This is a genomic window from Lactococcus petauri (assembly GCF_023499275.1).
In the GTDB taxonomy this organism is placed as follows: domain Bacteria; phylum Bacillota; class Bacilli; order Lactobacillales; family Streptococcaceae; genus Lactococcus; species Lactococcus petauri.
The window spans coordinates 1,988,385-2,001,225 of the sequence record NZ_CP094882.1 but is presented as its reverse complement, the minus strand read 5'-3'; the positions used below and the strand labels follow the sequence as shown (position 1 = coordinate 2,001,225).

Here is a 12,841-nt window from a genome sequence, read left to right as displayed (position 1 = left end):
AGTGTTTAGTGTATAATAGTACTGTTGTCTATGGGCAATAATTTCACATTTTGACTTGACAGTGTCGTAGTGCACTTGTGTAGCGGCATTGGCTGACAGTTAAAAGAGGAAAAACTATTTTAAAAGGAGACATTAATATGTCAGTTATTTCAATGAAACAACTTCTTGAAGCTGGTGTTCACTTCGGTCACCAAACTCGTCGTTGGAACCCAAAAATGAAACCATACATCTTCACAGAACGTAATGGTATCCACGTTATCGACCTTCAAAAAACAGTTAAACTTGTTGACGATGCTTACAACTATGTACGTAACGCTTCATCTGAAGGTGCTGTAGTACTTTTTGTTGGTACTAAAAAACAAGCTTCAGAAGCTGTTAAAGAAGAAGCACTTCGTGCTGGTCAATACTATGTAAACCACCGTTGGCTTGGTGGTATGCTCACTAACTGGAACACTATCCAAAAACGTGTAGCACGCCTTAAATCAATCAACAAAATGGAAGAAGACGGAACTTTCGAAGTATTACCTAAGAAAGAAGTTGTCCTTTTGAACAAAGAACGCGAACGTCTTGAAAAATTCATTGGTGGTATCGCTGATATGCCTCGCATCCCAGATGTGATGTACGTTGTTGACCCACACAATGAACAAATCGCTATCCAAGAAGCTCAAAAATTGGGAATCCCAGTTGTAGCAATGGTTGATACAAATGCTGACCCAGATCCAATCGACGTTATTATCCCAGCAAACGATGATGCTATCCGTGCAGTTAAATTGATCACTGCTAAAATGGCTGACGCTATCATCGAAGGTCGTCAAGGCGAAGATTCAGTAGAAGCTGAACTTGCGGTTAAAGATACTGCTGCTTCAGAAGAATCACTTGAAGAACTTGCTGAAATCGTTGAAGGCAAATAATTTGTAATGAATAATACAGGCGAGGCCCTACGCCTCCCTGTTTTTTTATAAAATATAATAATAGGAGAATTATACAATGGCAGTAACAGCAGCTCAAGTAAAAGAATTGCGTGAAAAAACTGGTGCAGGTATCATGGATGCTAAACGTGCACTTGTTGAAACTGATGGAAATATGGAAGCAGCCGCTGAGCTCCTTCGTGAAAAAGGTATTGCGAAAGCTGAGAAAAAAGCTGACCGTATCGCCGCTGAAGGTTTGACAGGTATCGCTGTAAATGGTAATACTGCAGCACTTATCGAATTGAACTCAGAAACAGACTTCGTTGCTAAAAATGAACAATTCGTTGCTATCGTTAAAGAAACAGCTGAACTTATTGCAGAGAAAAAACCTGCAACTAATGAAGAAGCTTTGGCTTTGACAACTGCAGAAGGTATCAGCCTTGAAGATTCTTACACACAAGCTACAGCGACAATTGGTGAAAAAATTTCATTCCGTCGTTTCCAACTTATCGAAAAAACAGATGCGCAAACCTTTGGTGTTTACCAACACAACCAAGGTCGTATCGGTGTAGTTACAGTTGTTGAAGGTGGAGATGCTGAGCTGGCTAAAGCAGTTGCAATGCATATCGCTGCGATGAACCCAACTGTTCTCTCTTACAAAGAGTTGGATGCTGAGTTTGTTCATGATGAGTTAGCTAAATTAAACCACACAATCGATGAAGATAACGAAAGCCGCAAATTGGTAAACAAACCAATGCTTCCACATCTTGCCTACGGATCACGTAGCCAATTGACTGAAGAAGTTCTTGCAAATGCTGAAGCAGAAATGAAAGAAGAACTTTTGGCTGAAGGTAAACCAGAAGCGATCTTGGGTAAAATCATCCCTGGTAAAGTTGCAAAATTCATCATTGATAACACTAAAGTCGACCAAGCCTACACACTTCTTGGACAACTTTATGTTATGGATGACAGCAAAACAGTAGAAGCTTTCCTTGAGTCTAAAGGTGCTAAAGTTGTAGCATTCACACGTTACGAAGTGGGTGAAGGTATCGAGAAAGCAGAAAATAACTTCGCGGCTGAAGTTGCTGAAGCAGCAGGTCTTGCTTAATTATAAAAAAACAGTTCATTAGAGCTGTTTTTTTTATGACTATTTGTGTGAAGCGCTTCTTTTTCATGGTTTTAAACTTATAGTGTGTGTAATCTAAAAAATGTAGAAAAGTGATGTAAAATCAAATATAATGTGCTATAATAAAGAGTGAAACTTTGTATTTAAAAATAAGTTTAAATAAAAAGATAAAATTACCTAAAGTTTTGGAGAGAAGATGTCAAGTACAATAATTATTCTTTTGGGCGTTCTCATAGTGATTGTCGTTGGATTCTATGTATTTTCAATGGTAATGCGTAAGAAAACAGAAAATCGTATTCTTGAGTTGGAAGAGCGCAAAGAGCTGCTTTTTGATTTACCTGTGCAAGAAGAATTAGATGCCGTCAAGAAGATGCATCTCGTTGGACAGTCACAGACCATTTTCCGTGAGTGGAACCAAAAATGGATTGATTTGTCATCAGATTCATTTGCTGATTTAGAAAACCATATTTTTGAAGCTGAGCAATTGAATGACTCCTTCCATTTTTTCCGTGCACGTGAGTCTGCTGATGATAGCGAAGCACAAATCGAAGTTATGGAATCTGAAGTCGAAGCGATTCGTGCAGGTGTTGCAGAGCTGGTCGAACAAGAAAAACGTAATTCGACAAAAATTCAAGAATCTCTTGACCTTTATGAAACACTCCGCGATGAAATCACTGATAACCAAGAAAAATATGGTACAGTTATTGACGAAATTAACCGTCACTTAGCAAACATAGAAACAGAATTTTCACAGTTTGTTACGCTTAACTCAACAGGGGATCCGATTGAGGCAGCCGAAGTGTTAGAAACTGCGGAAGAACATACAATTGCTTTGCGTGCAATTACAGAGCAAATCCCAGACTTGCTTGTTGTTGTCGATAAAGAGCTGCCAAAACAAATTGAAGAGTTAGAAGAAACAGTTCATAAGTTCGAAGAGGAAGATTACGTACTTCCTGCAAGTGTTAACCTTGAGAATGAAATGAAAGCTATCCAAGATGATTTGGAGGAAGCTAAAGCCCTTCTTGACAGTTTTGAACTTGAAGCAACGGAAGCCCGTATTTCTTCAATTAATGACCGTATTAACGGTATTTATGACATTTTTGAGCGTGAATATAAAGCACGTCGTAGCGTAGAAAAACGCGTCAATATTCTCCGAAGCTATATCGAACACACACGTGCAAACAACAAAAACCTCTTGTTAGAAATCGACCACACGATGCAGTCATATTTGCTGTCTGACAATGAAAAAGCAGCTGTACGTAGCTACTCTGAACATCTTGATATCCTCGAAGGGGAAGTTGACAGTGTGCTTGAAGCAGTTAAAGAAAAACAAAAACCTTACTCTGCTTTAGGTGGAAATGTAAATTCAATCATTGAAGCTTTGGAAGATATCGAAAAGAACCAAATTAGTATTAGTGAAGGACTTGCTAACTTACGTGAGCAAGAAAAAGTTGCACAAGAAGCTGCTGATCGCTTTGACTCAGAATTACGCATCATCAAGCGTTATGTGGAAAAACGTAACCTTCCAGGTTTACCGAAAGATTATTTAGATCTCTTCTTTGCGACAAGTGAGCGCTTAGAAGCCCTCTTTAAAGAATTAGGTAAAGTACGTATTAATATTGATGTAGTGAACCATCAACTTGACACATCTACTCAAGATATGGAAGCCTTGAAAGATGCAACAGATGATTTAGTAGATCATGCCGTTCTTGCAGAACAGTTGATGCAATATGCTAATCGTTATAAAGCAAGTGATGAACGTATTGCTGGAGCCATTGCTCGAAGCTTACAACTCTTTGATCGTGCGCGCAACTATGATGGAGCTTTTAACGAAATTTCAAACGCTCTAGAAATGGTTGAACCAGGAGCAGCAGAACGTATTGCAAATGTATACAATAATCACAAAGAAAAACCAGATTATCGTTAATAAAAAGACGTAAGGAAACTTACGTCTTTTTATTTTATATCATTTTAAAATGTCCTTTCCTAACAAGCTCAAGTCTCGAATAAAAGGACAAATGGTTATTGTATGAAATATGTTATAATAGGCCTATGAATGAAACTGAAAATATTATGGAAGAATTGCATTGCATTGGCTGCGGTGCATTGATTCAAACAAAAGATAAAAATGCCTTGGGTTTCCTGCCTGCAGGAGCGCTAGCGAAAAGAGGAGAAGATGACGCACTGTACTGTCAACGTTGCTTCCGCCTTCGTCACTATAATGAAATCGCTGATGTCAGCTTGACAGACGATGATTTTTTGCGCCTTTTGAGCGAAATCGGTGAGCATGATGCGTTAATCGTGAATGTTGTTGACATCTTTGATTTTAATGGCTCCTTAATCCCAAGCTTGCATCGTTTTACGGGCAATAATGACCTTCTCTTAGTAGCCAATAAGAAAGACATTCTGCCGCACTCATTAAAAGTTGGTAAAATGAGCGCTTGGCTCAAGGAGCAAGCAAAGAAAGCTGGTCTCCGTCCTCTTGATGTTCTTGTAACTTCAGCTAAAAATCAAGATGATGTTCGAGAACTCATGGAAAAAATTGAGAAAATGCGTAAAGGTCGTGATGTTTACGTAGTTGGTGTAACGAATGTGGGTAAATCTACATTAATTAATGCCATTATCAAACTTGTCACAGGGGATGACAATGTGATTACCACTAGCCGTTTTCCAGGGACGACTTTAGATAAGATTGAGATTCCTCTTGATGATGATAGCTTGCTTATTGATACACCGGGGATTATTCATCGTGGACAAATGGCGCACTATCTTGAAGCAAAAGATCTGAAACTCGTTTCACCTAAAAAAGAAATCAAGCCTAAAACTTATCAACTTAATGCAGGGCAAACTCTATTTTTAGGGGGGCTTGCACGTTTTGATTATATACAAGGTGAAAAACAAGGGCTTACTGTTTTTTGTGATAATGAGTTAGATATTCATCGTACAAAATTAGAAGGAGCTACTGAATTTTATGAAAAACATGTGGGTGGTTTACTTCAACCGCCACGTGCGAAAAATCTTTCGGACTTTCCAAAACTCATCCGTAAAGAATTTTCTGTCAAAGAAAAATCAGATATTGTCTTCTCTGGTCTAGGATGGATTCGGGTTGCGGAACGTGGCGTTGTGGCAGCATGGGTACCAGAAGGTGTAGACGTAGTTCTGCGTAAGGCATTGGTATAAGTATGATAAATCTAGAAGAAAAACAAGAACGTGTCTTACTCGTTGGCGTAGAGACCTTTGAAAATAGCGAAAATTTTGAAAGCTCGATGCTTGAACTAGCTGAACTCACAAAAACAGCAGGGGGGATTGTGATTGATGCCTTTACACAAAAGCGGGACAAATACGATACTAAATTTCTGATTGGAACCGGCAAGCTTGAACAAATGAGGTGGGCAATTGAAGTCGGAGAAATAGACACGGTCATTTTCAATGACCGTCTGACACCTCGCCAAAACATTAATCTGGAAGAAGCTTTTGGAATCAAAGTTATTGATCGGATGCAATTGATATTGGATATTTTTGCATTGCGGGCGCGGTCTCATGAAGGGATGCTTCAAGTCGAACAAGCTCAGCTTAGCTATTTGTTACCACGCTTGGTCGGCCAAGGTATCATGCTCAGTCGTCAAGGAGGAGGTATCGGCTCCAAAGGTCCTGGTGAAAGCAAACTTGAAACAGACCGTCGTTATATTCGAACACGTATTGAAAATATAGATAAACAGCTCCAAAAAGTTGAAAAAACCCGTGAAACGATTCGGAAAAAGCGTAAAGAAAGCTCTATCTTTAAGATCGGATTGATTGGCTATACGAATGCCGGGAAGTCAAGCATAATGAATGCTTTGACTGAAAAAACGCAATATGAAAAAGATGAACTTTTTGCTACACTAGATGCAACAACCAAGTTGGTAAAAATAAAAGAGGATTTTACAGTCAGTCTTACAGATACAGTTGGTTTTATTCAAGATTTGCCAACGGAGCTGATTAAGGCATTCAAGTCGACTTTAGAAGAGTCGACTCATGTGGACTTACTCATCCATGTCATTGACGCGAGTAATCCCCATCATGAAGTTCATGAAAAAACAGTCCAAAAATTGATGGAAGAAATGGATATTCAAGGTATTCCTGTGTTGAATGTCTATAATAAGATGGATATTACTAAGGATTTTGTACCTACTTTGACACCAGCAGTACAGCTTTCGATTAAGTCAGACGAAGGTGTCCAGTGGTTGCGTACGGCAATTTTAGAAAAATTGCATGAGCTCTTTGTTGCTTTTGAGTTAGATTTGCCTTATGCAATGGCTTATAAACTACCTGAACTGAAAAAAATAGCCATGGTCAACGAAGTTGTTGAAGGTGAAACAGCTTATAAAGTTAAAGGGATCATTGCTCCCAGCATGACCTGGAAGCTGGATAATTATTAGAAAAGAGAATTAAAATGGAATTAACTGGAAAACAAAAGCGTTACCTGCGAAGCCTCGCAGTAAATATTCGCCCCATAGTTCAAATCGGAAAATCTGGACTGTCTAACGAAATCCTAACAAGTATTCGCCACGCTGCAGATGCGCGTGAATTAATTAAAGTTAACATCTTGCAAAACTCTGATGAAACTGCCAAAGATGTTGCAGCGATGATTGATGAAATGGGGCTTAACGTTGTCCAAATTATCGGACGTAATGTAGTAGTCTTTAAGGTTAGTGATCGTAAAGAAAATCGTAAAATTTCAGAAGATGTAAAAAAGGTATAAGTTATGTCGCTTGAACTTCTAACACCTTTTACTAAGGTGGATCTACAAGAGGAAAATGCTCGTGTTCGCCGTGCCATCGGTCTTTTTTGGGGAAGTTTCAATCCTGTACACATCGCACATTTAACAATCGCTGATCAAGTGCGTCAGCAGCTGAATTTAGAACAAGTTGTGTTTCTTCCGGAACATAATACCGATGGGCATGTTACCCGCATGTTAGAGCTAGCACTGGAAGGAAAAGAAGGTCTTGTATTGAACAAATGCCGCTGCCAAGCAGATGAAGGCATATATGAAACAGTAAAGGCCCTCAAGGAAGAACATCCCGATACAGATTTTTACTTTATCATTGGGGGAGATTTAATCAATAGTTTACCAAGTTGGAAAAATATTGAGCAACTTTTAGAATTAGTACAGCTGGTTGGTGTACGTCGACCACGCTTCCGCGCGGGGACAAGTTATCCAATTTTGTGGGTGGATGTACCGGGAATGGATATCTCTGGTAATATGATACGTGAACAATTTAGCCGAGGGCTTGTTCCAAATTTCTTGTTAGCACCCAAAGTACTTGCTTATATTAAGAAAGAAGGACTTTATGTTTGATTTTTATCCAGAAGTAACCTTGTCAAGAGAAGAGCTACTTGCGAAGATAAAAGCTCAAATGTCTGAAAAACGTTTCCAACACATCCTAGGAGTAGAGAAAGCAGCAGTTGCACTTGCTGAAAAATATGATGTAAATGTGCATAAAGCAAGTCTTGCTGCTCTGTTGCATGACTACGCAAAAGAAACAGCAGATGACATCTTTTTAGAACTGATTGAAAAGTATAACTTGAATCCTGATTTGAAAAATTGGGGCAATAACATATGGCATGGTACAGTGGGCATCTATAAAATGCAAGAAGATTTAGGTTTGAAAGATCCCGAAATTCTACATGCAATCGAGGTGCACACTGTAGGGGATGCAGCGATGTCTGACTTAGCAAAAGTACTTTATGTGGCGGACTATATTGAAGAGGGACGTGATTTCCCGGGTGTTATTGAAGCGCGAGCTATCGCGGATTACTCTCTGAATATGGCAGTTGCCTTTGAGACAATGCGACTTATTGATTATCTGGCTGAACTTCGTGTAAAAATTTACCCCCAAAGTATCGAAACATATAACGCATTTATCAAATATCTTAAAAAATAATAATAAAAATAGAAAATAGGAATAAAATGAATTCAAAACAATTACTCGAAACAGTTGTAAAAGCAGCCGATGATAAAAAAGCTTTAGATATTGTAGCACTTGATGTCGCTGCTGTGTCAGGCGTTGCAGATTATTTCGTTGTCCTTGAAGCAATGAATACACGTCAGATTGATGCGATTGTTGATAATGTCGCTGAAGAAGCAGATAAGCTTGGTGTTCAAGCAGCAGGTCATATTGAAGGAGATGCGCGTACAGGATGGGTTTTAGTTGACTTAGGTGACGTGATTGTCAATGTTTTTGACCATGATTCACGCTTGCGTTTTAACTTAGAGAAACTATGGTCAGATGCACCACTTGTTGATATTAATGAATGGATTTCTGAATAAATGACGGCTTCTTATGAGGAATTTGCCCGGGTCTATGATTCCGTAATGGATGAGGAGCTCTATGACTTGTGGTTTGAGTTTAGTCAAAGACATTTTCCAGCAAAAACGCAAAATATCATGGAATTGGCATGTGGTACAGGGATTCTCTCGATAAGATTTAGTCAAGCAGGCTATGAAGTAACCGGTGTTGATTTGTCAGAGGAGATGCTGACTATTGCAGATAAACGTGCACGTCAGATGGGGGCAAAAATTACTTTTGCTGCCGGAGATATGCGTGAATTATCAGGAGAAACCACATTTGATGTTGTGACTTGCTATTCGGATTCGCTTTGTTACATGTCGAATGCTTCTGAAGTTCAACGCGTTTTTGATGGTGTTTATAATTCTTTAAATGCGGAAGGTGTGTTTATCTTTGATGTCCATTCGACATATCAAGTGGATTCGGTCTTTCCAGGTTACTCTTATCACGAAAACGATGAAGATTTTGCTTTTCTCTGGGATTCTTTTGTAGGGGATTACCCTCATTCAGTCGTCCATGAATTGACTTTCTTTGTTAAAGATTCCGATGGAAAATTTGTGCGTAAAGATGAAGTACATCAAGAGAGAACGTACCCAATAAAGGAATATTTGACAAGACTTCAAAAATTTTCTAAAGTAGAAGTATATGCTGATTTTGAAGATGAAAAACCTGAAGAAGAAAGCTTACGTTGGTTCTTTGTATGCAAAAAATAATAGGAATTGTTGCTGAGTTCAACCCTTTTCACAATGGACATAAATATTTATTAGATCAGGCAGGCGATGGTATAAAAATCGTTGCCATGTCTGGTAATTTTATGCAAAGGGGTGAACCGGCTCTTTTTGATAAATGGACAAGAGCTGAAATGGCTCTAAAAAATGGTGCAGATATCGTGGTTGAGCTTCCTGTCATGGGAGCTGTCCAAGCTGCTGATTTTTTTGCACAGGCAGCAGTGGATATTCTTGATAAAATGGGGATTGGTGAACTTGTTTTTGGTTCGGAGTCTACCCTTGATTATCAAAAAATCGTGAATCTTTATGAAGAGAAGTCAACCGAAATGGAGAACTTCATTAAAGATTTACCTGATACATTGAGTTATCCCGAAAAAACTCAGATGATGTGGCAGAAATTCTCAGGCTTACATTTTGATGGAAATACACCCAACCATGTCCTGGCTCTTGCTTATGCCAAAGCCAGTGCGGGCAAAGATATAAGACTACAAGCCATTCAGCGTAGTAACGATTTTCATTCTCGTAGTTTATCTGGTGAAATTGCTTCAGCAACAGCTATTAGAGCAAATATCGACCAACAAGATATTTTGAATTTTGTGCCGGAAAATTTAAAACAACTCTATCAGCACCCCAGAGTTTCTTGGGATAATTATTTCACTTTGCTTAAGTATAAGATAATCTCCCATGATTTGAGCCTTATTTTTCAAATGAATACAGAGTTGGAAAGTCGGATAAAAACAGCCATCAAGCAAGTGAATACTGTCGATGAATTGATAGAGGCAGTGCATACAAAACGATATACTAGAGCACGTGTAAGACGGCTTTTGACCTATGTTTTATTGGATATTCCACGTGATTTTCAGTTGCCTCAAAACATTCATGTTTTAGGTTTTACAAAGCAAGGACAACAACATCTGGCTAAAGTGAAGGATAAGCTTGTGACTCGCATTGGAAAAGAATCATGGGACTTACTTACGCAAAAATCAGATGATATTTATCAATTAGGAAATCGTAATTTTAAAGAACAGAACCATGGGCGCAAACCATTGATTTTGTGATATAATATTTAAGAATAAATTGAAAATAGGAGGTGTCCCATGGGACGCAAATGGGCCAATATTGCCGCAAAAAAATCAGCTAAAGACGGAGCAACATCAAAAGTTTATGCAAAATTTGGTGTTGAAATATATGTAGCCGCAAAGCAAGGGGAGCCAGATCCAGAGTCAAATACCGCGCTCAAGTTTGTTATTGAACGTGCGAAACAAGCACAAGTTCCAAAGCATGTTATTGATAAAGCGATTGACAAAGCTAAAGGTGGAGCAGAAGAAGCTTTCGTTTCTGGACGATATGAAGGATTCGGACCGAATGGATCAATGATTATCTGTGAAACGTTAACTTCAAATGTAAACCGTACAATTTCTAATATCCGCACAATTTTCCATAAAAATGGTGGGAATATTGGTGCGGAAGGTTCTGTAGGCTACATGTTCGATAATACAGGTGTGATCGTCTTTGCTGGTGATGATGCTGACGAGATTTTTGAATATTTGATTGAACAAGAAATTGACGTCCGTGATGTTTCTGCGGAAGAAGGACAAATTATTGTTTATACAGAACCTACAGATTTACACAAAGCAATTGCTGCTCTCAAAGAAAAAGGTATTACTGAATTTACAACAACTGAACTTGAGTTGATTGCACAGAGCGAAGTTGAACTTTCTGGTGAAGATTTAGAAACCTTCGAAGGTTTGGTAGATGCTTTAGAAGACGACGACGATGTTCAAAAAGTTTATCATAATGTGGATATGTAAATAAAAAGATGGCCAAGTGGCCATTTTTTATTTACATAACGATGTTCTTATCTTAATTAACTGGAAATCACAAAAAAAATAAATGGCGTAAAGCCCAGTAAATGGGGGATAAACCGAACAAAGGTAAAATTTTTTAAAAAAATCACAGTTTATTCTTGACAGAACAAATTGAGTTTGATAGAATATAATAGTTGTCGCGAGAGAGCGTATCTCTTACGAGAGCGATAGACCTTTGAAAACTGAATAAAGTAGAATGACTATATGCGAGAAGTTAACTTCTTGTATACCAACTGTCAATTCAATAATGAAAGACAAAACAACAGCCAGTTCATTTGATGAACTAAATTTAAATGAGAGTTTGATCCTGGCTCAGGACGAACGCTGGCGGCGTGCCTAATACATGCAAGTCGAGCGATGATTAAAGATAGCTTGCTATTTTTATGAAGAGCGGCGAACGGGTGAGTAACGCGTGGGAAATCTGCCGAGTAGCGGGGGACAACGTTTGGAAACGAACGCTAATACCGCATAACAATGAGAATCGCATGATTCTTATTTGAAAGAAGCAATTGCTTCACTACTTGATGATCCCGCGTTGTATTAGCTAGTTGGTAGTGTAAAGGACTACCAAGGCGATGATACATAGCCGACCTGAGAGGGTGATCGGCCACACTGGGACTGAGACACGGCCCAGACTCCTACGGGAGGCAGCAGTAGGGAATCTTCGGCAATGGGGGCAACCCTGACCGAGCAACGCCGCGTGAGTGAAGAAGGTTTTCGGATCGTAAAACTCTGTTGTTAGAGAAGAACGTTAAGTAGAGTGGAAAATTACTTAAGTGACGGTATCTAACCAGAAAGGGACGGCTAACTACGTGCCAGCAGCCGCGGTAATACGTAGGTCCCAAGCGTTGTCCGGATTTATTGGGCGTAAAGCGAGCGCAGGTGGTTTCTTAAGTCTGATGTAAAAGGCAGTGGCTCAACCATTGTGTGCATTGGAAACTGGGAGACTTGAGTGCAGGAGAGGAGAGTGGAATTCCATGTGTAGCGGTGAAATGCGTAGATATATGGAGGAACACCGGAGGCGAAAGCGGCTCTCTGGCCTGTAACTGACACTGAGGCTCGAAAGCGTGGGGAGCAAACAGGATTAGATACCCTGGTAGTCCACGCCGTAAACGATGAGTGCTAGCTGTAGGGAGCTATAAGTTCTCTGTAGCGCAGCTAACGCATTAAGCACTCCGCCTGGGGAGTACGACCGCAAGGTTGAAACTCAAAGGAATTGACGGGGGCCCGCACAAGCGGTGGAGCATGTGGTTTAATTCGAAGCAACGCGAAGAACCTTACCAGGTCTTGACATACTCGTGCTATCCTTAGAGATAAGGAGTTCCTTCGGGACACGGGATACAGGTGGTGCATGGTTGTCGTCAGCTCGTGTCGTGAGATGTTGGGTTAAGTCCCGCAACGAGCGCAACCCTTATTACTAGTTGCCATCATTAAGTTGGGCACTCTAGTGAGACTGCCGGTGATAAACCGGAGGAAGGTGGGGATGACGTCAAATCATCATGCCCCTTATGACCTGGGCTACACACGTGCTACAATGGATGGTACAACGAGTCGCCAACCCGCGAGGGTGCGCTAATCTCTTAAAACCATTCTCAGTTCGGATTGCAGGCTGCAACTCGCCTGCATGAAGTCGGAATCGCTAGTAATCGCGGATCAGCACGCCGCGGTGAATACGTTCCCGGGCCTTGTACACACCGCCCGTCACACCACGGAAGTTGGGAGTACCCAAAGTAGGTTGCCTAACCGCAAGGAGGGCGCTTCCTAAGGTAAGACCGATGACTGGGGTGAAGTCGTAACAAGGTAGCCGTATCGGAAGGTGCGGCTGGATCACCTCCTTTCTAAGGAATATAAAAAAAGATGTTGTTCTACTTTATTCAGTTTT

At 40.0% G+C, this 12,841-nt stretch carries 12 protein-coding genes and 1 rRNA gene; all 13 read left to right on the top strand.

Features of this window, described 5'->3' with window-relative positions:
- Positions 1-137: 137 nt before the first annotated feature.
- Positions 138-911 (top strand): 30S ribosomal protein S2, encoded by a 774-nt coding sequence (gene rpsB, locus lgb_RS09680; protein ID WP_003133158.1) that lies wholly within the window; start codon positions 138-140, stop codon positions 909-911.
- A 76-nt stretch (positions 912-987) separates the two neighbouring features.
- Positions 988-2,016 carry a translation elongation factor Ts gene (gene tsf / locus lgb_RS09675; protein ID WP_003133160.1) on the top strand — a complete coding sequence of 343 codons (1,029 nt, stop codon included), beginning with the start codon at positions 988-990 and terminating at the stop codon, positions 2,014-2,016.
- A gap of 214 nt (positions 2,017-2,230) precedes the next feature.
- The gene (ezrA, locus tag lgb_RS09670) at positions 2,231-3,961 is read left to right on the top strand and encodes a septation ring formation regulator EzrA (protein ID WP_017369501.1); all 1,731 of its coding nucleotides are present in this window, start codon (positions 2,231-2,233) and stop codon (positions 3,959-3,961) included.
- 146 nt (positions 3,962-4,107) lie between these two features.
- Positions 4,108-5,214, top strand: coding sequence for a ribosome biogenesis GTPase YqeH (gene yqeH / locus lgb_RS09665; RefSeq protein ID WP_029343497.1), 1,107 nt, complete (start codon positions 4,108-4,110; stop codon positions 5,212-5,214).
- A 2-nt stretch (positions 5,215-5,216) separates the two neighbouring features.
- On the top strand, positions 5,217-6,452 hold the full coding sequence (gene hflX / locus lgb_RS09660; RefSeq protein ID WP_019293675.1) for a GTPase HflX: 1,236 nt from the start codon (positions 5,217-5,219) through the stop codon (positions 6,450-6,452).
- A gap of 14 nt (positions 6,453-6,466) precedes the next feature.
- Positions 6,467-6,775, top strand: coding sequence for a ribosome assembly RNA-binding protein YhbY (gene yhbY / locus lgb_RS09655; RefSeq protein ID WP_017369498.1), 309 nt, complete (start codon positions 6,467-6,469; stop codon positions 6,773-6,775).
- Positions 6,776-6,778: 3 nt separating this feature from the next.
- The gene (locus lgb_RS09650; protein ID WP_003133170.1) at positions 6,779-7,372 is read left to right on the top strand and encodes a nicotinate-nicotinamide nucleotide adenylyltransferase; all 594 of its coding nucleotides are present in this window, start codon (positions 6,779-6,781) and stop codon (positions 7,370-7,372) included.
- Positions 7,365-7,958: a bis(5'-nucleosyl)-tetraphosphatase (symmetrical) YqeK gene (yqeK, locus tag lgb_RS09645; RefSeq protein ID WP_019293674.1), complete on the top strand. Its 594-nt coding sequence runs from the start codon at positions 7,365-7,367 to the stop codon at positions 7,956-7,958. The genes lgb_RS09650 and yqeK overlap by 8 nt, the downstream gene beginning before the upstream one ends.
- 26 nt (positions 7,959-7,984) lie before the next feature.
- Entirely contained in the window at positions 7,985-8,344 is a 360-nt protein-coding gene (gene rsfS, locus lgb_RS09640) for a ribosome silencing factor (RefSeq protein ID WP_003133173.1), read from the top strand.
- Positions 8,345-9,076, top strand: a complete 732-nt coding sequence (locus lgb_RS09635) for a class I SAM-dependent DNA methyltransferase (protein ID WP_019291521.1) — start codon at positions 8,345-8,347, stop codon at positions 9,074-9,076.
- Positions 9,064-10,149, top strand: a complete 1,086-nt coding sequence (locus tag lgb_RS09630) for a nucleotidyltransferase (protein WP_019293673.1) — start codon at positions 9,064-9,066, stop codon at positions 10,147-10,149. Before lgb_RS09635 ends, lgb_RS09630 begins: the two co-directional genes overlap by 13 nt.
- A 39-nt stretch (positions 10,150-10,188) precedes the next feature.
- On the top strand, positions 10,189-10,902 hold the full coding sequence (locus lgb_RS09625) for a YebC/PmpR family DNA-binding transcriptional regulator (RefSeq protein ID WP_019293672.1): 714 nt from the start codon (positions 10,189-10,191) through the stop codon (positions 10,900-10,902).
- Between the two features lie 346 nt (positions 10,903-11,248).
- Positions 11,249-12,797: ribosomal RNA gene (locus lgb_RS09620) — 16S ribosomal RNA — on the top strand.
- Positions 12,798-12,841 lie beyond the last annotated feature (44 nt).

Excerpts from the sequence above, each read along its gene's own strand:
- rpsB (WP_003133158.1), top strand. The coding sequence starts at position 138 with ATGTCAGTTATTTCAATGAAACAACTTCTTGAAGCTGGTGTTCACTTC.
- tsf (WP_003133160.1), top strand. The coding sequence starts at position 988 with ATGGCAGTAACAGCAGCTCAAGTAAAAGAATTGCGTGAAAAAACTGGT.
- ezrA (WP_017369501.1), top strand. The coding sequence starts at position 2,231 with ATGTCAAGTACAATAATTATTCTTTTGGGCGTTCTCATAGTGATTGTC.
- yqeH (WP_029343497.1), top strand. The coding sequence starts at position 4,108 with ATGGAAGAATTGCATTGCATTGGCTGCGGTGCATTGATTCAAACAAAA.
- hflX (WP_019293675.1), top strand. The coding sequence starts at position 5,217 with ATGATAAATCTAGAAGAAAAACAAGAACGTGTCTTACTCGTTGGCGTA.
- yhbY (WP_017369498.1), top strand. The coding sequence starts at position 6,467 with ATGGAATTAACTGGAAAACAAAAGCGTTACCTGCGAAGCCTCGCAGTA.
- lgb_RS09650 (WP_003133170.1), top strand. The coding sequence starts at position 6,779 with ATGTCGCTTGAACTTCTAACACCTTTTACTAAGGTGGATCTACAAGAG.
- yqeK (WP_019293674.1), top strand. The coding sequence starts at position 7,365 with ATGTTTGATTTTTATCCAGAAGTAACCTTGTCAAGAGAAGAGCTACTT.
- rsfS (WP_003133173.1), top strand. The coding sequence starts at position 7,985 with ATGAATTCAAAACAATTACTCGAAACAGTTGTAAAAGCAGCCGATGAT.
- lgb_RS09635 (WP_019291521.1), top strand. The coding sequence starts at position 8,345 with ATGACGGCTTCTTATGAGGAATTTGCCCGGGTCTATGATTCCGTAATG.
- lgb_RS09630 (WP_019293673.1), top strand. The coding sequence starts at position 9,064 with ATGCAAAAAATAATAGGAATTGTTGCTGAGTTCAACCCTTTTCACAAT.
- lgb_RS09625 (WP_019293672.1), top strand. The coding sequence starts at position 10,189 with ATGGGACGCAAATGGGCCAATATTGCCGCAAAAAAATCAGCTAAAGAC.